At 68.3% G+C, this 21,363-nt stretch carries 19 protein-coding genes and 1 pseudogene; 11 read left to right on the top strand and 9 right to left on the bottom strand.

Annotation, left to right across the window (positions count from 1 at the left end; translation table 11 throughout):
- The first annotated feature begins 1 nt into the window (after position 1).
- The 4 genes from ACIREI_RS35680 to ACIREI_RS35665 all read left to right on the top strand — a co-directional run bounded on the left by ACIREI_RS35680 (position 2) and on the right by ACIREI_RS35665 (position 4,644).
- Positions 2–847 carry a hypothetical protein gene (locus ACIREI_RS35680; RefSeq protein ID WP_403342008.1) on the top strand — a complete coding sequence of 282 codons (846 nt, stop codon included), beginning with the start codon at positions 2–4 and terminating at the stop codon, positions 845–847.
- A gap of 72 nt (positions 848–919) precedes the next feature.
- Positions 920–2,854, top strand: a complete 1,935-nt coding sequence (locus ACIREI_RS35675; RefSeq protein ID WP_403342005.1) for an ATP-binding protein — start codon at positions 920–922, stop codon at positions 2,852–2,854.
- A 130-nt stretch (positions 2,855–2,984) separates the two neighbouring features.
- On the top strand, positions 2,985–4,313 hold the full coding sequence (locus tag ACIREI_RS35670) for an SUKH-4 family immunity protein (RefSeq protein ID WP_403342002.1): 1,329 nt from the start codon (positions 2,985–2,987) through the stop codon (positions 4,311–4,313).
- Between the two features lie 22 nt (positions 4,314–4,335).
- Positions 4,336–4,644 (top strand): hypothetical protein, encoded by a 309-nt coding sequence (locus tag ACIREI_RS35665; RefSeq protein WP_403341999.1) that lies wholly within the window; start codon positions 4,336–4,338, stop codon positions 4,642–4,644.
- 42 nt (positions 4,645–4,686) lie between these two features.
- Here ACIREI_RS35665 and ACIREI_RS35660 read toward each other — a convergent pair whose 3' ends face one another.
- Positions 4,687–5,124 (bottom strand): hypothetical protein, encoded by a 438-nt coding sequence (locus ACIREI_RS35660; protein ID WP_403341996.1) that lies wholly within the window; start codon positions 5,122–5,124, stop codon positions 4,687–4,689.
- 85 nt (positions 5,125–5,209) lie between these two features.
- On the opposite strand from ACIREI_RS35660, the gene ACIREI_RS35655 reads away from it, so the two are divergent.
- Entirely contained in the window at positions 5,210–5,866 is a 657-nt protein-coding gene (locus ACIREI_RS35655; protein ID WP_403341993.1) for a hypothetical protein, read from the top strand.
- Positions 5,867–5,987: 121 nt separating this feature from the next.
- Here ACIREI_RS35655 and ACIREI_RS35650 read toward each other — a convergent pair whose 3' ends face one another.
- Together ACIREI_RS35650 and ACIREI_RS35645 are read right to left on the bottom strand one after the other, a co-directional pair.
- The gene (locus tag ACIREI_RS35650) at positions 5,988–6,206 is read right to left on the bottom strand and encodes a hypothetical protein (protein ID WP_403341990.1); all 219 of its coding nucleotides are present in this window, start codon (positions 6,204–6,206) and stop codon (positions 5,988–5,990) included.
- Positions 6,207–6,413: 207 nt separating this feature from the next.
- Positions 6,414–7,748, bottom strand: a complete 1,335-nt coding sequence (locus ACIREI_RS35645; protein ID WP_403341987.1) for a hypothetical protein — start codon at positions 7,746–7,748, stop codon at positions 6,414–6,416.
- Positions 7,749–7,784: 36 nt separating this feature from the next.
- Here ACIREI_RS35645 and ACIREI_RS35640 point away from each other — a divergent pair.
- Positions 7,785–8,042 (top strand): annotated as a pseudogene (locus ACIREI_RS35640) (toxin glutamine deamidase domain-containing protein); the annotation flags it as partial.
- 175 nt (positions 8,043–8,217) lie between these two features.
- Here the strand turns inward: ACIREI_RS35640 and ACIREI_RS35635 are convergent.
- Both ACIREI_RS35635 and ACIREI_RS35630 read right to left on the bottom strand, forming a co-directional pair.
- Positions 8,218–8,583, bottom strand: coding sequence for a hypothetical protein (locus ACIREI_RS35635; protein WP_403342071.1), 366 nt, complete (start codon positions 8,581–8,583; stop codon positions 8,218–8,220).
- 553 nt (positions 8,584–9,136) lie between these two features.
- Positions 9,137–9,385: a hypothetical protein gene (locus tag ACIREI_RS35630; protein ID WP_403341985.1), complete on the bottom strand. Its 249-nt coding sequence runs from the start codon at positions 9,383–9,385 to the stop codon at positions 9,137–9,139.
- A 100-nt stretch (positions 9,386–9,485) separates the two neighbouring features.
- On the opposite strand from ACIREI_RS35630, the gene ACIREI_RS35625 reads away from it, so the two are divergent.
- Positions 9,486–11,675, top strand: coding sequence for an SUKH-4 family immunity protein (locus tag ACIREI_RS35625; RefSeq protein ID WP_403341982.1), 2,190 nt, complete (start codon positions 9,486–9,488; stop codon positions 11,673–11,675).
- A gap of 283 nt (positions 11,676–11,958) precedes the next feature.
- Positions 11,959–12,767 (top strand): IS5 family transposase gene (locus tag ACIREI_RS35620; protein WP_403341980.1). Its coding sequence is split into 2 segments (ribosomal slippage): positions 11,959–12,276 and positions 12,279–12,767, totalling 807 coding nucleotides; the frame shifts between segments, so codons are not numbered across the junction.
- Positions 12,768–12,790: 23 nt separating this feature from the next.
- On the opposite strand, the gene ACIREI_RS35615 is transcribed toward ACIREI_RS35620, so the two are convergent.
- Complete coding sequence (locus ACIREI_RS35615; protein WP_403341977.1) at positions 12,791–13,549, bottom strand: hypothetical protein; 759 nt, start codon at positions 13,547–13,549, stop codon at positions 12,791–12,793.
- 776 nt (positions 13,550–14,325) lie between these two features.
- Between ACIREI_RS35615 and ACIREI_RS35610 the strand changes: the two genes are divergently transcribed.
- Positions 14,326–16,089: an SUKH-4 family immunity protein gene (locus ACIREI_RS35610; RefSeq protein WP_403341974.1), complete on the top strand. Its 1,764-nt coding sequence runs from the start codon at positions 14,326–14,328 to the stop codon at positions 16,087–16,089.
- An 807-nt stretch (positions 16,090–16,896) separates the two neighbouring features.
- Positions 16,897–17,763, top strand: a complete 867-nt coding sequence (locus ACIREI_RS35605) for a GNAT family N-acetyltransferase (protein WP_403341971.1) — start codon at positions 16,897–16,899, stop codon at positions 17,761–17,763.
- Between the two features lie 206 nt (positions 17,764–17,969).
- Here ACIREI_RS35605 and ACIREI_RS35600 read toward each other — a convergent pair whose 3' ends face one another.
- Entirely contained in the window at positions 17,970–18,452 is a 483-nt protein-coding gene (locus tag ACIREI_RS35600) for a hypothetical protein (RefSeq protein WP_403341968.1), read from the bottom strand.
- Positions 18,453–19,180: 728 nt separating this feature from the next.
- Here ACIREI_RS35600 and ACIREI_RS35595 point away from each other — a divergent pair.
- Entirely contained in the window at positions 19,181–19,705 is a 525-nt protein-coding gene (locus ACIREI_RS35595; protein WP_403341965.1) for a hypothetical protein, read from the top strand.
- A gap of 151 nt (positions 19,706–19,856) precedes the next feature.
- On the opposite strand, the gene ACIREI_RS35590 is transcribed toward ACIREI_RS35595, so the two are convergent.
- Both ACIREI_RS35590 and ACIREI_RS35585 read right to left on the bottom strand, forming a co-directional pair.
- Complete coding sequence (locus tag ACIREI_RS35590; protein WP_403341963.1) at positions 19,857–20,261, bottom strand: hypothetical protein; 405 nt, start codon at positions 20,259–20,261, stop codon at positions 19,857–19,859.
- Between the two features lie 673 nt (positions 20,262–20,934).
- A complete protein-coding gene (locus ACIREI_RS35585; protein WP_403341960.1) occupies positions 20,935–21,324 on the bottom strand; it encodes a hypothetical protein in 390 nt (129 codons plus the stop codon).
- Between the last annotated feature and the right edge of the window lie 39 nt (positions 21,325–21,363).

The following is a 21,363-nucleotide window of genomic DNA, read 5'->3' as shown; positions in this document are numbered from 1 at the left end:
CATGCCAGACGACATCGACGCCCTCGTACGGATGGGCGAAGCAGCCGTCCCCCGTCTCCAGCAGATCCGCCGGCAAGGGCCGGGGCAGCTTCGGGCCCCGGCTCTCCGGGCGCTTGCCGATGTGAGCGGTTCCCGCGACTTCGACGCGAAGGACCTCGGCGCGGTCGAGCGCCTCATCCGGACGAAGCTCCTGGACGAGCGCCCGGTCACCATCCCCACGGCCGGGCGCTGGATCGCCTTCCCCGCGGATCAGCTGGATACCGTCGTGTCGGTGTGGGGATTGCATGATCTCCGGGCAGCCACCACCGCCATGGGCCTCGCCGCGGCCACAGTGGCACCGGATACCGCCGACTTCACCACCGCGGACGGAAGCTCCGCCACCGCATACCGGGTCTTCATCACTCCGGAATTCAAGAACTGGCGCCTCTTGTACGGCAACTCGTTCCTGGACCAGCTCGGTGGCCACGAATTGGCCGAAAAAGCCAGTGAACAATGCGGCGAGGCCCATTTCTACACCATCGACCCCTACCACAATGCCGACGTGTGGTGGGTCGCCCGCAATGGTGAAGTGGTCCGCGGGTACGCCACTTACGGCGATCCGGAATGGGTGGGTGACCCTTTGCCTTTCGAGGTCGAGTTCATCGAAATGGACGAAGACGACCTGTGGTACGACCCCTACTTCGCCGAGAAGTACAGCGAAGGGGTGACCGACGCGCACAAGGCCGCCGAAGAACTCTCGGTCGAGCCCGGCCCGGTACGTGAACGCGACACCCATGGTCACGGCTGGCTGGCGACCACCCACCCGGATGTCCCCACCTCTCATTTCAAGGGCGCCCTGCCCATCTGACCGAAGCCGCCACCAGCCACACAGCCGCCAGATGCCTTCGCATACGTCCGCAGCAGCGGAGGACGGAAAGCCATGACAGAGCCAGCCGACGACTATCTCCCCCACCCCCACATAGGCGGCCGTGCCAACGCCCTACGGGCACTTGCCACCTGGCGTACGGGGCGGCCGGGGGCACCTCGTGTCGTGATCGTGACGGGAGACTCCGGCAGTGGGCGCTCACGGCTGCTCACCGGATTTCTGATGCTCTGTGACCCGGACTTCCGCAAGCAACTGCTCCTCGACCGACTGGATCCGTCAACCGTCCCGCCCGAACTGCCGGCGCCCGCCGCGGCGAACGCACGCGGGCTGACAGCGGCTCAGTTCCTCTGGGCCCTAGCGGACCACTACGAACTGGAGACCGAGCGTTCCGAGGACGTCTACTCAGCGCTCGCGGCGCTGGGCGAACCCGTCCCTCTCGTCGTCCTCGACGCCGATGAGGCCGGGCCGGTCCGGTCGGCGGACGAGCCGACAAAGCTCGTCCGCGAGGTGCTGATGCCCCTGGCCGCGCTCGATTCCGTACGCCTCGTAGTCGAGCTGCCGCGCCCACTCGCCGGCACAATGGCTGACGGACTACCTGCAGGCACCGTGCAGATCATGGATCTGGACGATCCCCAGTGGGCCGACCCCGAAGTCCTTCTGCGCCATGCCGACGCGGCCCTGAGTACGCAGTTCGGCGCGCCCGAGCTGCCGTTCACTGTCGATCCTGGGATCCGGCGTGCCCTGGCAGCGGCCATCGCACATCAGGCCGACACGAGTGCACTGGTCGTTCAGCTGACCGTTCAGAGCGTCCTCACCGCACCTGAAGGGTTCGACCCCACCGACCGAGAGCGGCTGCCGACGTCCGTCGCCTCGGTTGTCGACTGGCATGCACAGCGTCTCGGGGCCGACCCGGGAACCCTGCGGATGCTCCTCACTCCGCTGGCCTTGGCCGAGAGCGACGGAGTTCCCGTCGATCTGTGGCCTCGACTCGTGAGCGCGGTCGCCGGACAGGACATGTCCGGCGCCGTCGCGTCCGGCATGCTGCTCGTCGGACCGTTCGTTCAACTGGTCGAGGCCTCTGACGACCCCACCGACGAGCGCACTCTGCTGCGCCTCGCCCACCCGGCGATCGGTGATGCGCTCCGCGGCGCCCTGCCCCAGCCGCACGCCGTCCAGAGCCGAATCGCCATCGCCCTCCTCGAAGCCGTGCCGGACCAGGATTGGGGCAAGGCCGCGCCCTACGTACGTGATGGCATAGCCGGTCATGCGCTCGGGGCCGGCTTGCTCCCCCAACTCCTCACTGATCCAGGCCTGTTCGTCCACGCCGATCCGATACGGCTGCGGGCCGCCGTCGAAGCCGTACCGCTCGAGGCGCTCGGTGCAGCGGCCCGCACATATCTGCGTACGGCCCCGCTGCTGACCCGCAACGAGCTTTCGGAGTTGGGGCGTGCCGCGCTGCTCGAGACCGCCTTCGTCGAGGACGGCCTGGCGGAGTACGCCGAAGCCACGCACCGTCTTGGCCTTGAGCTCCCGTGGCAGACCCTGTGGAGTCTGCCGGTGTCGGGGATCGACGAGCTGACGGTGGCGGAGTTGCCCGCCGAAGACGGCACCAGACGGTACGTAGCCGTCCTCGTCGTCCCTGCGGGAACACCGGGGGCCTGGGGGACGGGCCAGGCCAACGCGGCGGGCTCACGTGGCGCTCTGCTGGTGCACGATCTTGTTCGTCCCGAGCTCCTACCTGCGGCCGACCCTGCGCTCTTGATGCGTCCCTCGGAAGACGACAGGGCAACTGCCGCCTTCGGGCTCAGCCAAGGCGCGGACTACATCCGCGTCTGGGACCGGGCCGCCGGCGACATGGTGACGGCTCTCCTGTCAGACGTGCCCTTCAGCGGAGCCGACCTGTCCCCCGACGGCATCCTCCTCATCGCCACCGAGCGCGGGGCGAAAGCCCTCCGTATTCACGCGGTGGAGGCGGGGATAGCCTCGTAGGCACGTACGACGGCGTTGTGGCCGCCTTGCGGACGCCGTCACGCAGGAGGCCCACGCGCCTTCCCCCCTCCCTGTCTCCCCGCATCATCCGCCTCACCACCACAACCGACCCCTTCGAAGGAGCCTCCCCGTGACCAGCCAGGAGCAGGCGCTCGCCATCGCCGACCGTTGGCTCAACCCGGAAGGCTCCGCGGAGCCGCGCCGCGAGGTGCGGATGCAGGAGTTCGACCTGGGCTGGGTCGTGTGGGCGGCGCCTGCGGAGCCCGAGCGTGACCCGGTCACCGGGGAGCGGCGGCCGCCCGCCGAGATCGGCAACGCGTGCGGGGTCGTGGACCGCCGTACCGGCGAGCTGACGGTGTGGCCGTCGGTGCCGGTCGACGAGGTCGTCCAGATGTACCGGCAGAAGCACGGCGGCGCGACGCAGGGCGCGGGCTCGCCGGAAGGCGCACGCCCGGTCACCGGTCCGGGCAACACCGCGGTCTTCACGTACGTCGACCCGGGGAACGGCGAGGAGACCACCCTCTTCCGCACCTCCGCTCCGGGCCTGCCTCCCGCCGAGTACCAGGCCTGGATGGAGCTGCGGCGGATGAGCGTGCCCGCCGACAATGTCGTGGCCGTCCACACCGACCTGCGCCCCAGCCTGCTCCCCGGCGGTTACACGGCCGAGCTCCTCAACTCCTTCCCCAACGCCCAGCTGTCCTGCTCGCAGACCTACGGGGCCCGTCCCGAGGCGCGTGCGGAGGGCGTCGCGGCGCTGGTCGAGCAGGTCGAGACCATGCACCGGATGGCCGGCCAGCAGCCGCCGCCCCGCCCGCACCGCCTGCCGGTTCCCGCGCAGGTGACGCCCGTGGAACCGATGCGTGACGTGGCCCTGGGCCGCCATCTCGTCGAGGTCTTCGGCGAGGACGGCGTACGACGTCACGACGCCGACGACGTGGCCGAGAGCCAGTTGCCCGAGGCCACGAAGTCGACGCTCACCTGGGCCGGGCTCCCCGCCGACCTCCCGCTGTTCTTCACCGCCGACCGGCCCGACGCGCCGCCGGCCGGTGGCCTGTTCACCGACGTGGCCACGAATCTGCGCGAGCGCCGCAGCCCCGCCGGCGAGGAGAAGATCGGCGCCCTGTCGTACCTGACCCGGATCGGCTTCGACGGCGTCGCGGTCATCGCGGTGCAGTGCCTGCCGGGGACGGGGCAGCCGGACGGCTTCGGTGCGGTCTGGGCGGTGGACCCGGTCACCGCCGCGGCCCGTTACGTCAACGTCTCCGTCGCCGCCTTCGCCCGCTCCCTGGCCCTGCTCGCCACCGCACGGCAGCGGATGCAGGGACTGGATCCGATCGCGGCCGGTGCGGAAGTGGCCGCGCTGCAGGAGCAGTTGGCGGCTGTGGACGCCTCTGCGCTGGGGAACGTCGAGACGTGGTGGTCGCTGGTGGTCGAGCAGATGTGGCACGGGTTGTTCTGACGACCAGAAGAGCGACCGACCCGTGACTGCGGACACCCCGGCCACCCCGCCCGCCACCTCCGAGCAGGCCCTCGCCCTCGTGCGCAGCCGGTATGCGCAGCCCAGGCTGCCTGACGGCACCCCCGCCGAACTGCGGGTCGAGGAATTCGACATCGGATACCTGGTGTACGCGGTGTTCCCGCCGGTCACGGACGCCGCCGGGCGGCCGCAGCCCGCTCCGCCCGGCGGCAGCAAGATCGTGGTCTCCAAGGAGAACGGCGAGACCGTCACCGTTCCCAACTATCCGACGGAGGCGGCCATCGCGCTGTACCGGAAGCAGCGCCAGTCGTAACTCGTACGGCGCCGGTCACAACTTCGTACGGCGTTCGCGTGATCAGTACAGCGAGAAGCCGCCGCTGTGCCGCCCCTGGTTCTTCTTCCCGGACTGCGAGCCCTCGCCCTCCGACCGCCTCGGCTCGGACGACCCGGAGGACGGGCCACCGTCGGCGAGCGGCTCGCCGTGCCTGATCTGATCGCGTTCCTCCTCCGACAGCGACTCCCACTGGCCGCGCAGGGACGCCAAGCCTCCGCCCAGGGCGCGTGACACCGCCGGGTCGTCCAGGGCGTTGCGCAGGGCAAGGCGGCCGGAGAGCAGCTTCTTGGCCGCCTCCTGCATGTCCTTGCCGGCGGCGTCGGTCTCGGACAGCTTGCGCAGGGCGGAGTTCAGGGAACGGATCTGCTCCGGTTCGAGTGCCTCGTCGAGCACACCGCGTTCCTGCGAAGAGCCGTGCGGGGTGGGTGAGTTCGGTGAGTTCTCGGGGTTCCTGGTCATTGTCGCTTCTCCTCGCCTCTCGACACCTGAAGTATCTCCTGTCACACATGGGGAACAAGGACCGAGGAGAGAGGCCCGCATAGTCATGGCTCGGACGCAAGGCACAGGAAGCGGCACAGGCGTCGACCGTTCCCTCACCGGTCTCGTCGGCGGGGCGTTCGGACGCCTCGGGCGGGCGGGTGGCCTGGTCTTTCTGCTCGCTGGACTCGTCCTGAGCGGATTCGGCGCGTACGAGGGGGCGTACGCGGCGGGTTGGGCGGGCACGCCCGGCACCCTGACGGTGGAGCAGTGCCAGGTGAGCCATCCGAGCAACGCCTCCCGCAGCAGCCGTAAGAACCGCCGGCCCGTCCGCTGCGAGGGCACCTTCGTCTCGGCGGACGGCAAGCGTACGGACGCGAATGCCGCGGTTCAGGTCAGGCGACAGTACGCGCAGGGCGCCGAGTTGGCGGTGCAGCAAAGCGACCCGCCGACGGAGGCGGGCGCGACGGATGCCGAGTACGTGCAGACCGGCATGGACCGGGCCTGGCGTTGGTTCGGAGCCTTCTTCGCTGGCTGGGTTCTCACGGGACTCGGGGTTTTCTGCCTCGCCACCGGGTTCGCGCCGTTCGGGCGGAGCCGTATCTCGTTCGACGCGGCTTGGGAGGCGGCGGGGCGGGGAGGGACGCGGTCGGTCGTGGTCGGGATGATCGGGGTTGGGCTTGTCGGTGCCGGAGTGTCGTTCCTGGTCAGCTACTTCTTCTGACACGCCTTACTGACACGCCTTACTTACACATGTCCTGACACATCTTCTGACGCGCCTTCTGACCGCAGCCGTACGGCTGCCCGCAGCAACCTCAGCCCCCCCGGCAGTCTCCGTTACAGAGTCAGGGCAGCGCATCCGCCAGTGACGCGCCCGCCGCGGCAAGGATGATCGCCATCATGGCCCAGCGGGTGCGGGCGCGCCGCGCCAACTCCACGCTGACGCCGGCGAAAGCGAGACTCACGCCGTAGACGACGGTCCCCACGCCCGTCGGCGTACCGCTGTTGAGACGTCCCACGATCACGACGAGACAGACCAGCGCCACCAACGCCCCGGCAGCCATGAGACCCCCGCGAGCGCTCCGCGCCTGCTCCGACCGCTGTCTCGCGAACCCCGGATCCGATTGCCGTGGGAAGCTCGCTCTGAGTTCGTCCACGCCGGGCGGGGTCGGATCGCCCCCACCGCCTCCCACCTGCGTCTGTACCTGTTCCCCACCGTGTCCCCGGCCGTGCGTCGTCATGAGGAGGGAGCGTAGGTCAATTCGCTAGGCTCACGCACCATGTTGCCTTAGCACACGCCCTCCCTCGCGCCGGACGCCACGGTCATACGGACCGGCCGCCGCGGCGCCACGACCGGGCTCCCCTGTTCCGTCCTGCTCATCGCGCTGGGCGCGGTCGGCGTCTTCGGAGCTGTCGTGGTTGCCACCGGGAACCAAAAGGGTGCGGCCAGCCCGGCCGGTTATGCGGGCCTCGTGTTCATGCTGCTGCTCGGGGCGCTCGGCGTGTGCCTGTTCGTCGTCCACTGGGCGAACCGCCGCACCCGGGTCCTCGTCGACGCCACCGGCCTGTGGGTCGAGAACGGAAAGCACCGCGCTGTCATCCCCTGGCAGGGCCTCGCCGCAGTCGGCCTGTACTGGAGCAAGTTCGGCCGCCAGACCGTCTACTCCTCGGCCAGAAAGCCGGCAGCCGGGCCCGGGACGCCATCGACAGCCGCATCGACGGATACGACGGGCCGTCGGGGTCGGACTTTCCGGGGGGGGTGACACCGGGAGCAACTCCGGGCCGGGAAGTTCCGACTCCTCCTCGTCCTCTGACTCCTCCTCCAGCTCTTCGTCCTCCGACTCGACTTCGTCGGGGTCCGACTCCAGCACCTCGACGCGTACGGGCAACGGCAACATCCCCGGCGCGAACATAGGCAGCGGCATATCCGCCGACACAGGCGGCAACGACATCGGCGCACCGAATGTGGGGCCGGGGCCCGACTCCGGCTCCGGCTCCGGGGGGCCGGGATCCGACTCCGGGAATACGTCCTCCCCGGACACCCCGTACTCAAGGCCGACGCCATCCACCGGGCCGTCCCTGTCGGACTTCGACGACCCCACACCCGGCGGCCCCTCGTCCAACGGCTCCGACTCCAACGGCTCCTCCAGCACCCCGAGCACGTCCGGCCCCTCACACACCGGCGGCGGCTCCCCCGTCTCCGGACTGTCGTCCCCGACCGCGCAGTCCACGCCCACGCCTTCGTCGTCCGGCAATACGTCGTCCCCGCCCGGGGGCGGCTCGATCGGCACCCAGATCGACGGCCTGGCCGCGAGTGCGCCCACGCAGTCCAACACGGCACCCACGCCGACGACGGCAGACCCGTCTCCCTCCAGTTCCGGCGGCCGTTCGGACGGCGGCTCAGCCATGCCGACGTCGCCTACGACGCCCTCTACCGGGGGTGCGGCTCCGGGTGGTGGGCACCACAGCCCGGGCGCCTCCGGCGGCAACCCGACCACGACGAGCCCGAACCCCAACTCCGGCCCCGCGAGGAACCCTGCCGCCGGCACGCCCGGCACGCCTCCCGCCACCGTCCGCACGAGCCCGACCAGCCCGAGCACCTCCAACGCCGGTCCGGCGACCGCAACAACAACTGCGTCGACGTGGCCCTGTCCACGGTGGACACCTACGCGGGCAACCCCACAGCAGCGGCCAGCCGAACCACCGACCTGGACGCGGACGGCAACCCCTCGGACCGCGGCGAGAAGGGCGGCCGCGACCGCATCGAGAACACCCTCGGCGCCCGCTTCAGCGACATGGGCAACGGGCGCGACGCCTTCAACCGCCTGGAGAACACCCTCCGCAACAACGGCCACGGCTCACAGGCCGTGATCATCACGCAGGACGCCAACGGGCGGGCCCACGCGTGGAACGCCGTCAACCACAACGGCAAGATCACCTACATCGACGCCCAGACGGGCCAGCAGAGCTCGAAGCCGCTGCACAGCGGGAACAACGGGGTCTTCGCGATTCCGCTGGACTCCAACCGGCAGCCCGTGTCGCCGAACCGGCCCGGTGTCACGGACTCCAACAGCTCTAATGCCAACCGCAGCAAACCCTCGAACCACCCCGGAATCGTCTGCCGACCCAGCGCGGAGACCAGCCGCCGAACCGGCCGGCCAGCCATCCAGCGGCCAGAACGCAGACGGCAAGGACCCGGACGAAAAGAACACCAAGGACGACAGCGGCGACAAGGACAAGAAGGCCGGACACTGACCACACCCCGACGACTCTCATCCCTGCCTGGACTGCGAGTTCGGCGACAAGAAGGAGCAACAGGGCAACCTGGACCCGGACGATTCGCAGCAGCGTGTCCGCCAGACGAATCCTGTTTTCCGCCTGCAGCAGGACCACGTCGCCCAACAGCTGCGGGACTGGGCCAAGAACGGTCAGCTCGCTCACGTTTTGAATGTGGCCGCGGGTTCCGAGTCGGATCCCGATGCCTCCCCGGATCGACCGCGTACCTTCACATCTGATGGGTTGAACAAGGCTCTGCCCAGATTCGAGTCCCTGAGCCGGTGCGAGAAAATGCTGGTCATCTCCACGTTGGCTCGTCTCAGCCAATCTGCTCACGAACAGTACGGCGTGAACAGCAATCCGATTGACAACGGCAAGGAGTCGGAAGGCGCCGCCAAGCACAAGACCCCGGCGAGCGCGTCAGGAAGTTGATGACCAGACTCGGGGTTCCTGAGACACACACCGGACCTGACTCAACGAAACTTCGCAGTAGTCGAGTTGCAGCGGGACGACGGCACCATCAAATACGTGACGGATTCATCGTTCCCAAGCCGGGCAGGAGTTACCGGTCTGTATTCGGAACGGCACCTCGCCGACTGGATCGACGACGTCAACAAGGCCACTGAGAGCCCAGGGCGCAACTACACGATTAGCGCCTTGTACACCGAACTGCGAGCCCTGTGGCGACAAGAAGGCCGGACTCGGGAGTTCCAACTGCTCAAATCTGCTGGGTGAACGTCTGGCCGACGCACCTGTGCACTACAGCACCCCATACCGGGCCGACCCAGCGGATCAGCAGCGATCCGAACTCACAAGGGAACTCCAGAAACAGCGTCGGGCAGAACTCGGGTTGGACCCAAGAGCCGATCTTCCCGATGACGAGAAGAAAAAGATCACCGCTGAGGTCGATAAGAAGTTCCCGGTTACCGCCACTGAGAAGGCCCGCGATCGAGAGATGGTCAGACATGTCAGGAGGTCGAAGCCCTCTGGAAGGGGATCGCACCGCAGCTAAAATAGCCCCTTAGCCCGCCCCTGCATGAACACACCGAAAGTCAGCAGATTCAGCGATGAGCCGTCAAACACCCACCCCTTCACCCGTATCACCCGAAGAAGCCCTGGCCGAGCTCCTGGAGTGGTCGGACAGCGGGAGCCAGCGGGTGGCCGAGCTGACCGGCCCTCCTGGGTCCGGAAGGACCGAGACGCTGCTGCGGCTGAGTGAGGCCCGCAGTGAGGCGGTGCTCGTGGATGCTGCCGGGCTGACCTGTGAGGACCTCATCGATCGGGTCATGACTGCTGCTGGGTTCACCGCTCTGCCGGAGAAGCGGGCGGACTGGGGATTCGAGCTCGAGGACTCCCCGCTCGGGGGCGGGCTGGTCATCATCGTCAATGCCCACCGTGCGGGCCGTACTCGGCGCTCGACGGAGCCCGAGCGCATGGTGCACCGCTTCACCGGTGAACTGGCCGTTGGCGGCGGTCTCAAGGTCGTGATCGAACGGGACCTGCCGGATGTGCGGTCGGCACACGATCACTTGATCGTGGCACTGCAACCGAGCAGTGCCGAAGAGGCTGTGGGGCACCTGCCCGACGGCACGGACACCGAAGCGTTGCGTGCACTCGCACTGGCCGAGGTCCGTCGCGCTCCCCTGCCTGTGTGGACCGTCCTCGCCCAGGCGCTGGGGCGCCATGTGGGCCGGTCTCCGGATGTGGCCACAGCGCTGGAGGCTTCTGGCGAGCTACTGGAGGTGGACGGCGACGGCTGGATCCGCTTCCGTGACGAGCGGCACGCCGAAACACTGCGTCGGACCACCGATGCCGAGATCGTACGAGCCGTGAATGTGGAGCTGGTCGCATGGCTGCGCCAGCAGCCTGCGACAGCGACGACCGGCCGGTACCTGACACAAGGACTGGCGATGCACGCCGTGCAGGCCGGCGAGTTCGACTCCGTTCAGCGCTCCGGCCGACTCGTTGCCCGTATCGATCAGGTCGCCCTGATCGACGCGGCCCACGCCGACGACTCGTACGTCGTGGACGGTGCGTCCCCGGCCGGGGACTCGGTCAACTTGTGGATGTGCGGCGTCGATTCCCTGTCCCAGGGTGAATGGGCATCGTGGCTGCACCTGATGAGTACGGTGCGTGGCGATGCGGAGACCGCCGCCGAGATCGCCTCGTCCGGCCAGCCGTTGCCGTGGCAGGTGCGCTGGGCCCATTGGAGGCCGCCGGGTGCTCTGAACGCCGCGTACGTTCGCCCCGGGCCACTCGGAGACCCTGTCATCGCCCCTGAGGACTATCTCCCTGGCCGGCACACCGTTTGCGCTCCGGGGGAATGGGACGAGCGCTACCGAGTCTGGGACGCCGAAACCGGCGAGGAGCTGGCCGGCCCCTGGCCGGATGCGATGCCGGCACCGGGGCAGCGCGAGCCGCTCTGGCCCATCGACATGGAACGCAGTGTCACACCCGACTGGGACGATCTGACCGTGTTCGACACTCTGGAACCCCCCTTCGTGTCGGATCAGGTGAGGGTCGGCGACCTCCTGGTCGTGACGGGGCTCGGCGGCATTTTCGCGGTCGAGCTCCACGACCCTGACGTAAGTCCGCGCCTCAGCAAGGTGCACGGGGAGGCGCTCTTCGACGACTCCGGCTTCCTCCCCGCACTGCACCGTGGGACAGCACGGCGCCGAGGCACGTACGACCCTGACCTCTTCGAACCGGGCGTCGTACGTCGTCTGCCCACCAGCCTGCTGCCCGAGGAGGTGACGAACGCCGAGGCACGCCGCGTTCTCATGGACGTCGGACTGCCCGCCTTCGAGGGCGCCGCAATCCGGCTCGAGGCTCTGGACGAAGCGGGTCTACCCCGGCTCGCCCCTGGCGACCTGTCGGCAGACGCTGCCCCAGGTGCGTACTACAAGATCGGTGCGTGGGGTGCCGGCGACCTGGTCCTGCACGGCGGAACGGGGCAGGTTCTCCTGCTCGGTGCGGCCGACTGGAGCAGCGCAGAAGACGACTTCGACGCCTACTTCGACGACGAGCCCGACGACGCCGGAGAACAGGAAATCAGCGCCGTGTTGATCGCCGGCAGTCTGGCCGCGTTCATCGACCTGCTCCAGCACTACCTTGTGGCCAGGTGCATGCTTGCCGCGGCGGGGAGCCGTACCGAGCGCGTCGCGATCAGAGACGATCTGGAGAACACGCTGTCCGACCTCGACGACGCAGACACAGACACCACGTTCTGGACTGCTGCACTGCGAACCACCGACTGACCGATCCACCTGACCGACCCATGACCCTGCTCGTACTTACCGCCCCGGCCCCGGCGAGTACCGGGCCGCCGAGGGGCAGGTTCCGCTCGTCCTCGCGCACCTTTACACGAAGCGGGAGCCACGTGGCCACCTCCTTCTGGGCCGAACGGGTACGGTGCCTGAGGAGGCTGTATTCGCGCCCGCAGCGCTTTTGGCCCTACCTGCCATAGAGCTCGTAACACGATCTTGTTGAAGTGCCCTGGTCCGGCGTGACCGATGTGACGATTCGGCTGTTCGGCAGGGTGTGAGTACTCGGCCGTGGATCGTGGATGACGAGTTGTGGGCACTGATCGGGCCTCTGCTGCCGCCCTGGCCGGAGAAGGCGCCGGGCCCGCAGCCGGTAGCGGACCGGCTGTGTCTGCAGGGCATCCTGTACGTGCTCCACAACGACATAGCCTGGCAACTCCTGCCCCCAGAGCTGGGGTTCGGCTCCGGACAGACCTGCTGGCGACGCCTGGATCGCTGGCAGCAGGCCGGTGTCTTCGAGCAGCTGCACTGCATCCCGCTCGCCGAACTCAACGCGGCCGGCGAACTCGACTGGTCCCGCGCGTGCGTAGACGGCTCCCACATCCGCGCGAAAAAGGGGGCCCCGACACGGGGCCGTCGCCGGTCGACCGGCGGAAGACGGGCAGTAAACACCATCTGATCTGCGACGGACGCGGCACCCCGCTCAAAGTCATCACCACTGCGGCCAACGTCAACGACGTCACCCAGACCATCGCCCTCGTCGATGGCATTCCGCCCGTGGCCGGAAGGATGGGCCGCCCGCGGCGCCGCCCGGACTCACTTCTCGGTGACAAGGGCTACGACTCCAACCCCAACCGGCGTGAGCTGCGCAAGCGGCGGATCCTGCCGGTCATCTCCCGCAAGGGCGCCCCGAACATCAAGGGACTGGGCAAACTGCGCTACGTCGTCGAGCAGACCTTCGCTCTGCTCCACCAGTTCAAGCGCCTCGCCGTCCGCTGGGAACGCCGAACCGAACTCCACGACGCCTTCGTCTCGTTGGCTTCCAGCCTCATCTGCTGGAGACGACTCAAGAAAGCCCACGCGTGATCCTTTTACGCGCTCCTGGACTGCTATGCCTGGAAGGCTGCGATCTGGTCCGGCACCGAGAAGTCTGAAGCACAGTCGGGACACGTCGTGGAGCCAAACAGGTGGGTCAGATGCTCTGCGGTTGCTGGCTGGCCGGCCCTGACGGCCACATCGCGCAGCCGAGACGCCAGTGGCGGCAGGTCCACGGGGTCCGCCGGGCGGACCCCGTGGACTATGGGTCCCTCACGGCCGACAACCCGAAAGCGCGCGTTCGGGTCCCGACGGCGAGTGCCTGGCCCCTTGTAGGAAAGGTCGATCTCCAAGCTCAGTGCGCAGGAGGGGCACACTACGGGATGCTCCTCACGGCGCAGTCTGCGCCTCCATACGGGCACCCCCTCAAATGCCAGGAGGTGCTCCAGCCAGTACAGAAAGTCGTCTACGTCGCCCTCGAAGGGCCTTGTCCCCACGACGTTCTGGGTCAGCTGGTGCAGCTCGTTGATCGCAGCCGGGTAGCGCGTCTGTACGTAACCGGGCTCGTGAAGCTGTTGCTCCTCGACGACGATGCGGCCGGCCAACCCAAGTGCCGGCCAGCGACCACCAGGTTTGTGACCGGCAGCGATGTCTGCCAGAACGGGCAGGGCGGCAAAGCTGGCTGTGTACACCGACCCCTGGTGGTAGAGAGAAGCCCACAGGTCCTCCCACGCCTCGTCAGCCAGCTCGGGATCACCGATCTCGTCAAAGAGCCGTGGCAGGTTGGATGCGGAGCCATAGGCATGCTTCAGACGGGACCAGTCCAGTGTCATGCCAGCAATCATCCCAGCCGCACCCGACTGGCACCCCGTACCTCACCAATGCCGCCGACAAGACAAGATCGTGTTACGAGCTCATAGGAGATGGGGACGACCTACGCCACGGCTTATCGCAAGGGCGAACACGTCGAACCGTTCAGCGATCCGCGCGAGGGCAGCCTCTGCCGCCGGAGCGCAGCTACTGGGCAGCAGCCTGCGGCAGTTCATGACCTTGATCGGTCTGTGCATCACGCATTCGTTGGAGAGGTTGGATATCCCGGAATCGTTGTGATGCGGGCACATGCGGCAGCCCACCGCACGACGCCGGTAACAGTCACCAGGAAAGGAAGTCGCCCACTGTGAATTCTCACCTCAACCTGGAGGAAGCCGCGGACCAGATCAGCTCACAGCTGGCCAAACTTCCGCCCAAGCGGGGCATTATCTACGTCGACGGCCCCTCCGGAGCCGGGAAGACCTCACTTCTGAGAGATTTCGCCGCCAGCACGCCGGGGGCCGTGCTCGTTGATGCCACGCACTGCTCCGCGGAAGAGGTGGCGGATCGGGTGATGCGTGCCATCGGTGTTTCATACGGCGATTTCCGAAGCATCAATGCCCTCACCAATATCGTGGACGATCTCGTTTTCGACAGGAGGTTCGACCCGAGAATCGTTGTCGTGACCAATACTCAGTGGGCAGGGAAGAGGCGGTTCACAGATGAACCGCTGGGCGTAGCTGCCGGCGGGATCGTTGGAGCGTTCAGTAGGCGCTCCAAGGCGACCAACATCAAACTCGTGGTCGAAGTCGACAGCGAGGTGTACGACCTCGGCCCCCGGAACCGGAACCCCATCCTGCTCGCCCCCGCCCGCGACATCGTCCGGCTGTCCCCCAACTCGCTGCCGCCGCGTCAACGCACAGCCATGACGGCCCTCGCCTTGTCCGAGCCACACCGGGTGCGCGTCGAGGAGTGGCAGGCGCTCTGCTCCGCACTCGGAACCGACTTCGACCTCGCGGAACTGCGCGCGATCGGCGATGAGTCACCTTTCGTCGCGGTCGAGCCCACAGACGAGCTACCGGTGGTGTTCACCCACGAACGCGATGCCCGGAGGCTTCGCGCAGAAGTTCCTGCCGATACGTTCCAGGCCTTCCAACAGACCGTCGTGGACCGCCTGTTCGCGTGCACCGACGGCGACCCGCTCGACGACTATCTGACCCGTGCTCTGCCCGCCCACGCCGCAGCCGCAGGCCGCTTCGAGGAACTCCTCGCGGATCCCCGCACGCTGGTCAAGTGCACCCACACCGCCCTGCTGAACGCACTCCGCATGGCCTTCCCCGACAGCATTCCCGCAGGCAGCCTCACCGCGGATCTGTATTACCTCGGCAACCTCGGTCTGGCGCCGTCCTCGCAAGCGGAGTGGGTCTCACTGCTGCATCTCGTGGCGCTCAGCCAGGGCGATACGGAGCGGGCCGACGCCTTGATCGAAGCCGCCGGTCCGCTGCCGTGGCGGACCGTCTGGACGCACTGGCGGGCCCCCGGCCGGGTCCGCCCCCGCCCACCCCAGATCGACGTCGTCGAAGAGTTGCAGGCCGATGCGGACGGCACCACCGTGACCAGCCGCACCCTGGACCGTCTCGAGCAGATCTGGCACGCGGCCACCGGCCGGCTCCTCGCAGTCACGGGACAATTCCTCGGGGCCAAGGGGCCGTTCATCGAGGAAGCCCCGCCCACACCTCCGGCGCCGGCCCGCTGGAGGGCCGACACCTCATGGAACCTGGTCCGCGCGGCAGCCCTCGGAGATCCCGCCACACTCCGCGTGATCCAAGCGCCCAAGGTCAAGGACGTGGCCTGCGCCGGCGAGCTGGTCGTGCTCGGCGGCAGCCGAGGGGTCTATGCGATCAAGCCCGACCCGGACTACATCGAAGCCACCCCGCTGCCCGCACTCCCCGCCATCAGCCGGCACACAAAGATCACCCCTCGCCCCTTCGACGAGGCCGCCTGCCGCCCCACCCGCGACCTCGTACTCGACGTGTTCGACGCGGACGTCGCCCCTCTCCTGACCGAGGAGGAGCTACCGGCCGGCCTGACGCACGAGCCGACCCGTCGTTTCCTCACCGAGGTCGGCTTCCCTGCCGTCGACAACTTCCTCAGTCTCAGCACCCACAACCTCGCCGGCACCGGCTTCGCCGAGCACACGTGGGAAGGCACCAAGGAGTTCGAAACGCCTGTGGGAGACGGCCCGTTCTACGAACTGGGCACCTGGATCGGCGGCATCCTGCTCCTCGACGGCCCCACCGGCCGCGTACTGCGACAGTCCAGGAAGGGCGCGGTCGACGACGACCGGCCCGGCGACCCCCTGGCCGGCTCCTCCCTGGCCCAGTTCACCGCGATGGTGTGCCTGCAGTGGAAGTACATGCTGGCCTACCACACGAGCGGCGGCCTCGACGGGGAGGATCTCATCGACGAGCTCAGGTCCTGGCTGGCGGGCATCGACCCAGCCGCGGCAGCCACCAGAAACTGGGGGCACGTCACGGAGACCGACGAATTCATCTACCTGTAGGCATCCATGGACCTCGGTACGGCGGGCCCCGGCACCACGGCCCCGCCGTCCCGGCTCAGCCTCTGTCGACCGCCCGGCGCCGGCAGATCCGGCGACAGGGTCCCGGGCGTCTGCTCAGCAACGCGCTGAAAGTCCTGGTTGACCTGAGCGGTGCCGAGTACCTGCACGAGGGTGACGTCAGTTGCCGTGGACCGTCTTGAACGGAAGATCCCTGCCCCTGCCCCTGCCCCTGCCAAGGCCGCTACTGACTCCGGCGCTTTGAGGTGGTTGGCTGGTTTGTGCGGCCAACTGACAGTAATTTTGCACAATATGTCCCGTCGTTGGTAAGCGCTACGCAGGTGGGGGGCGAGCTGACAGCGAAAGGGCCTCGGCGCCGCGAGGCGGTGCGGCTGGAGGCCGCCGGGTGGTTCGCCGAAGGGGTCGTCGGTAGGCCGCCTTCGAGCTGGCCCGCAACTGGCGGGCGACCTCTGGCGGGCGCGTTGGCCTCCCGGGGCGCGAGCGGGCAGCGCTGCAAGCTGTCGCCGAAGTGTCGGGAGAAACTGGTCGGCTACCTGGAGACGGGCTCGCGGTGAAGTGGAGTGGTCGGGGGCGGACGGTGACGCTGATCGGCTGGAAACGGGCGGCCTGCGGCGGCTGTTTGCCGCGCTCGTCGCAACCGACTCAAGCGCCTCCAGTGCCGCCCCGGAGTCCTTCACGGCTTCTTCGCCGGGACGGGACTCGCCAGCGACCTCCCGCCGCCATCCCCCCTGAAGCGCTCTGCCAGTTAATCGGTTGCACCCCACCGAGACGGGGTGTCAGATCCCGACTATGACGATTGTGCTGAGTACGCCGACGGCCGACGGGGTGCGCGAGGCTATGGCGGCGCTGCGGGAGTGGCAGCACGACGAAGCGCCGATGCAGCTGCATCCCGGGGACATCGGCTGGAACTACCGGTTCGGAACGGCCGAGACGGCCGCGGCGGTCCGGACCTGGAGCCGGGACGGACGGATCCTCGCTGTCGGGATGCTGGATTCCCCGACGCTGGTGCGGATGACGGTCGCTCCCGACGCTTTCCAGGACGAAAACTTGGCGCGGCGGCTCGTCGAGGACTTCTCGCTGCCTGAGCGCGGCGTACTGCCAGAAGGAGCAGTGTCCATCGAGGCGCCGCAAGGCCTGCTGCTCCACGACCTGTTGACCAAAGAAGGCTGGGGTGTCGACGAGCCGTGGACGCCGCTCTTCCGCGACCTCGCCGAAGCGGTGGAGGACCCCGGCGTGCGGATCAAGGCGATCGGCCTGGAGCAGGCACAGGACTTCGCCGACGTCCTGCGGTCCGCGTTCAACACCACGAGGCCCACACGCGAGTACCGGCACGAGATGTCCGCGGGACCGTTCTACGCCGACGCCCGATGCCTGGGCGCTTACGACGACCAGGGCAACCCCGCGGCGGTGGTGACGGTCTGGTCGGCCGGCCCGGGGAAGTCGGGACTGGTCGAGCCGATGGGCGTCCACGCGGACCACCGCGGACGCGGCTATGGCCGGGCGATCACCGTCGCCGGTGCGGCCGCCCTGCGGGAGATGGGCTCGTCGAGCGTGCGCGTGTGCACACCGAGCTCTAACGTCGGCGGCGTCGCGACGTACAAGGCGGCCGGGTTCGCGGCGAGGCCGGAGATCGCCGACCGGATCCGGAAGGTCTGACGTCGAGGTCTGCGGACCTTCTCACCATGCTCTGCTCTCGACTCGATCGAACATCCGCTGCTCCGACTTCGAGGCAGTCCGGCCGAGAGGGCGGTTCCAACCGTCATCCGCATAGCGCACAGCGCACACCAACGACGTCCTGCGCAAATGACCGCCCGTCAGCCGTGCGAACCGGCCCGCCCACCCCCTCGAAGCGCCGAAATCAGTTAAACGAGCACGGAGTTCACCAGGACACAGGCACCACAGCCGAGCAAGCCACCGAACAGCAGGACGAGCCCGGTGATGAACGTCCCCCGCCCCCTGGGGCGGTTCCCGCGACGGAAGGCGGCGCTCAGCGGGAAGGTCGCCACTCCGAACATGGCGGCGGCGACACACCAGAACCGAACGCCCTCGACGTACAACGACGTGAAGGTGCCGCGGTTGAAATACCCCGTGCCGTACCCCACCGCCTGGACCTGCTCACCCCTGTCCAAGTCCTCACCGGGTTCGAACTCCTCCACCTTGGAGCGGACCTGGCCATCGTCGGAACGGAAGGTGCCGGAGCACTCCACGTCGTTCCCGATGTCCTCCGTGCCGCAACGGGCGATGGTGATCGTCCCTTCCATGCCGTCGGACACCTTCCTGGGACCTTCCTCGTAGCCCGACCCGACGAGGACCAGGCCGAAGAGCAAGAAGAAAACGCCCACCATTCCGGCGCCTATACGGCTGCCGACGCCCCGTTTCGCAGCGACGGGGCCGGCGTCCGGGCCTCCCGTTCCGGCCTTCTGCAGGTTCAGCCCACCACTCGCGTCCGTCTTCAATGCTGTCCCGTTCCCCTACTTGGTGCTCATGCACCGACTGGCTCGAAAGATCTTGGCGATGTCGGTTCACGCAGGTCAAGCGTGCCAGCAGTCGCTCCACAGCAACCGCCACGGCCGTTCACGCGTCGGAAGAGGGCGTGATCCACCTCTCCGAGAGTCCCGACTCCCCCACAGCCCGACTGCTCGTCGTATGGAGCCAGGTTCAGGCCGGCGCCGGCCCCACAGCGGAGAGGTGGTGACGCGGTCGAGGCGCCGTTCCGTCTGCCGAGCGCTCGGCGCCCTTCACGCAGCCCGCTCCGGCTCCGACGACCCCCTCCTGATCTCACTGATAGCTTGCTGCTCCAGACCGTTCACTCCGTGGGAAGTCAATGAGCCAGCCGCCGTTCCAACCACCACCGCAGCCTTCGCAGCCGCCGCAGGCCTCCAACAACCCCTACACGCAGCCCGCCCCGCCGCAGCAGCCCCCGGGGTTCGGTCAGCCTCCGGCTCCGGGTCAGCCCCCCATGCCGGCGGGACAGCCGCCGATACAGGCCGGGCCGCCGCCTGCCTCCGGCCAGCCCCCGATGTACCCGGGGACACCGCCCGTCCCTGGACCGGGACAGCCGCCGGGGCAACCGATGTACGGCATGCACGCCGCGCCGCCGTTCCAGGCGCCCCCCTACGGACAGCGGCCGAACGCGAGCGGTAGTCCGGTCGGCGCGGTCTTCCTCGGATTCTTCGCGTCGGTCATCGTCTCGCTGCTCTACAGCGGTCTGATCCTGGTCACGTACAAGGACCAGTCGGTCACGGTGGCCAACATCCTCTATCTGGGCCACGCGTTGCTCAATGGAGCGGTTGTCGGCTTCCTGGTCGGCATGGTGGGGCACCGCAGCAACGGCGCCTGGATCTGTGGGGCCATCATCGCGGCGCTCGGCGCGTTCTTCGGCTACACCAACTCCCTCGTGCTCGTCTTCGCCGAGAGCGACGGGGGCGGCGCCGTCTGGGACCTGGTCAGGTACGAGCCCTTCTGGCCGGCCAAACTCTGGTGGACCGACAACCCCGACAGCGGCGTCGACTGGTTCGCCCCGCTCGGCCTCGTGCTCGCCGCGGCCGCCGCCTGGGGCCTCGCCTACCTCATCGGTAACAAGCGCCGTCAGGCGTGACTTCTCGTCAGGTGCCGGTCCGGGCGGCCACCGCCTGGTGCCCGGTCGGTAGCTGAACCCCTGCCGTCACGGCCGCCGTCAGTCGGCCGCATTCAGCCGACCCGCATTCAGCCGACCCGCCTTCAGCCGAGCCGCCTTCAGCCGACCCGCCTCAGCGAAAAGCGGGGCTGTCGCCGAGGCCCGCCAACGCTCCCCCGATACAGGTGACCATCATCGCCCAACGGGTGTGGCCGATCCTGGCGAGCACGAAACCCCAACCACCGAGGGCCACCCCCATGGCATACGTGGCGACCCAGACGCCGAGCGCATCGCCCTGACCGAGGCGTACGCCGATCAGGACCAGACAGACGACGGCGACCGCCCCCGCGAACGCCGCGTACCTCCCACGCGCCTGCCGCGCCTCACGCAGCCGCTCCTCCTTGGGCCCCGGTTGGCCTTGAGGCTGGAATCGCGCCCGGAGTTCGTCCGCACTCGTCCCGGGACCTGGACCGGCGGACAGTGGCTGCCCGCCCGTCCCGTCCGACCTGTTCGCCGCGTTACCGCCATGCGTTGTCATGGGAGCCGAGCCTAGCGACCGAGTCGGCCGGCACCGTCGTACCCCCAGCCGATCACGCCAAGCACACCACCTGCGCTACGAGCCCTCGAGATACGCCAGTCCGAGCATCAACGGCAGTGAAACGAAGGCGAGTCCGAACGCCGTAGCCGACATCCTCGTACGAATTTCCCGTCTGGCGCGGATCCCCAGGTAAGCAGCGACCAGCGGGAGAACGGCAGTCACCAGAAAGCTGAAGCGCCAGCCCTCATCTCCGATGAGGAAGACCATGAGGCCCCAACAGGCCGGCAGGGACGCGATGCTCAAGTAGCACGAGCGCGTGAGGAACCGCTCCAGGTCGTCGACCCCGCCGAGAAACCCCATTGATCCTGACCGCCTTCTCCACTACACGCGTTCATGGCCGCGGACATGACCTCTCCGAGCGCGCTGAGCGCCATCGCGAACCTGTCGAACGCCTCGGCCGCCTCGCCTCACACCTGCAGCAGGTTGAACAGCCGAAGCCGAGCAGGCCGGCGTATCCGGACCGGCGTGAAACTACCAACGCGCGTGCCAACGCATCAACACACGACCGGTCCGGGCTCCTCGGGCGAACGCCGCCCTTCCGGAGGACAGAACCTCTCGGAGCCGACGCCGGTGCATGACCGGCCTGCCACACATCCCTCTGTGCGGCTGCGCCTCAGCGCTGCCCCGCTCGCCCACCCCGGCCGGAGTCGTGCACGGGCGCATCCCGCACGGCACGCTCGCGATCCAGGCCAGCCTGCTGCCGTGCGTCCCACTGCTCGAACTGGGCCTTGGACTGCTGGCGTTCCGCGTAGGTCTGGTCGTCGGCCGCACGGCGGATCTCGTGCATCCGCTGGAACACGGCCTCGGTGTAGCGCGGGTCCTGGAAGGCGTCCTTGATGTCGACGCTCCCGCTCAGCACTGCCCGCGCCATCTCGCGCAGGTCCGGGCCGAGCGAGGTCGCGTCGGCGATGGTGCGCAGGGAGCGACGCAGCCGCAGGGCCTGCTCGGGGTCCTGGGCGATCCCCATGAGTTCCTCGTCCTGGATCTCCCGGTCCGCGGTCATGGGTGCGGTACGTCCTTCCCGTGAGTGGTTGATGGAGCC

It is taken from the genome of Streptomyces sp. NPDC093591 (assembly GCF_044764885.1).
In the GTDB taxonomy this organism is placed as follows: domain Bacteria; phylum Actinomycetota; class Actinomycetes; order Streptomycetales; family Streptomycetaceae; genus Streptomyces.
This window is presented reverse-complemented; position numbering and strand designations above follow the sequence as displayed.

Excerpts from the sequence above, each read along its gene's own strand:
- ACIREI_RS35595 (WP_403341965.1), top strand. The coding sequence starts at position 19,181 with ATGTACGGCATGCACGCCGCGCCGCCGTTCCAGGCGCCCCCCTACGGA.
- ACIREI_RS35630 (WP_403341985.1), bottom strand. The coding sequence starts at position 9,385 with ATGTCTGACCATCTCTCGATCGCGGGCCTTCTCAGTGGCGGTAACCGG.
- ACIREI_RS35585 (WP_403341960.1), bottom strand. The coding sequence starts at position 21,324 with ATGACCGCGGACCGGGAGATCCAGGACGAGGAACTCATGGGGATCGCC.
- ACIREI_RS35660 (WP_403341996.1), bottom strand. The coding sequence starts at position 5,124 with ATGACCAGGAACCCCGAGAACTCACCGAACTCACCCACCCCGCACGGC.
- ACIREI_RS35600 (WP_403341968.1), bottom strand. The coding sequence starts at position 18,452 with ATGGTGGGCGTTTTCTTCTTGCTCTTCGGCCTGGTCCTCGTCGGGTCG.
- ACIREI_RS35625 (WP_403341982.1), top strand. The coding sequence starts at position 9,486 with ATGAGCCGTCAAACACCCACCCCTTCACCCGTATCACCCGAAGAAGCC.
- ACIREI_RS35605 (WP_403341971.1), top strand. The coding sequence starts at position 16,897 with ATGACGATTGTGCTGAGTACGCCGACGGCCGACGGGGTGCGCGAGGCT.
- ACIREI_RS35615 (WP_403341977.1), bottom strand. The coding sequence starts at position 13,549 with ATGACACTGGACTGGTCCCGTCTGAAGCATGCCTATGGCTCCGCATCC.
- ACIREI_RS35650 (WP_403341990.1), bottom strand. The coding sequence starts at position 6,206 with ATGGCTGCCGGGGCGTTGGTGGCGCTGGTCTGTCTCGTCGTGATCGTG.
- ACIREI_RS35675 (WP_403342005.1), top strand. The coding sequence starts at position 920 with ATGACAGAGCCAGCCGACGACTATCTCCCCCACCCCCACATAGGCGGC.
- ACIREI_RS35590 (WP_403341963.1), bottom strand. The coding sequence starts at position 20,261 with ATGACAACGCATGGCGGTAACGCGGCGAACAGGTCGGACGGGACGGGC.
- ACIREI_RS35655 (WP_403341993.1), top strand. The coding sequence starts at position 5,210 with ATGGCTCGGACGCAAGGCACAGGAAGCGGCACAGGCGTCGACCGTTCC.
- ACIREI_RS35680 (WP_403342008.1), top strand. The coding sequence starts at position 2 with ATGCCAGACGACATCGACGCCCTCGTACGGATGGGCGAAGCAGCCGTC.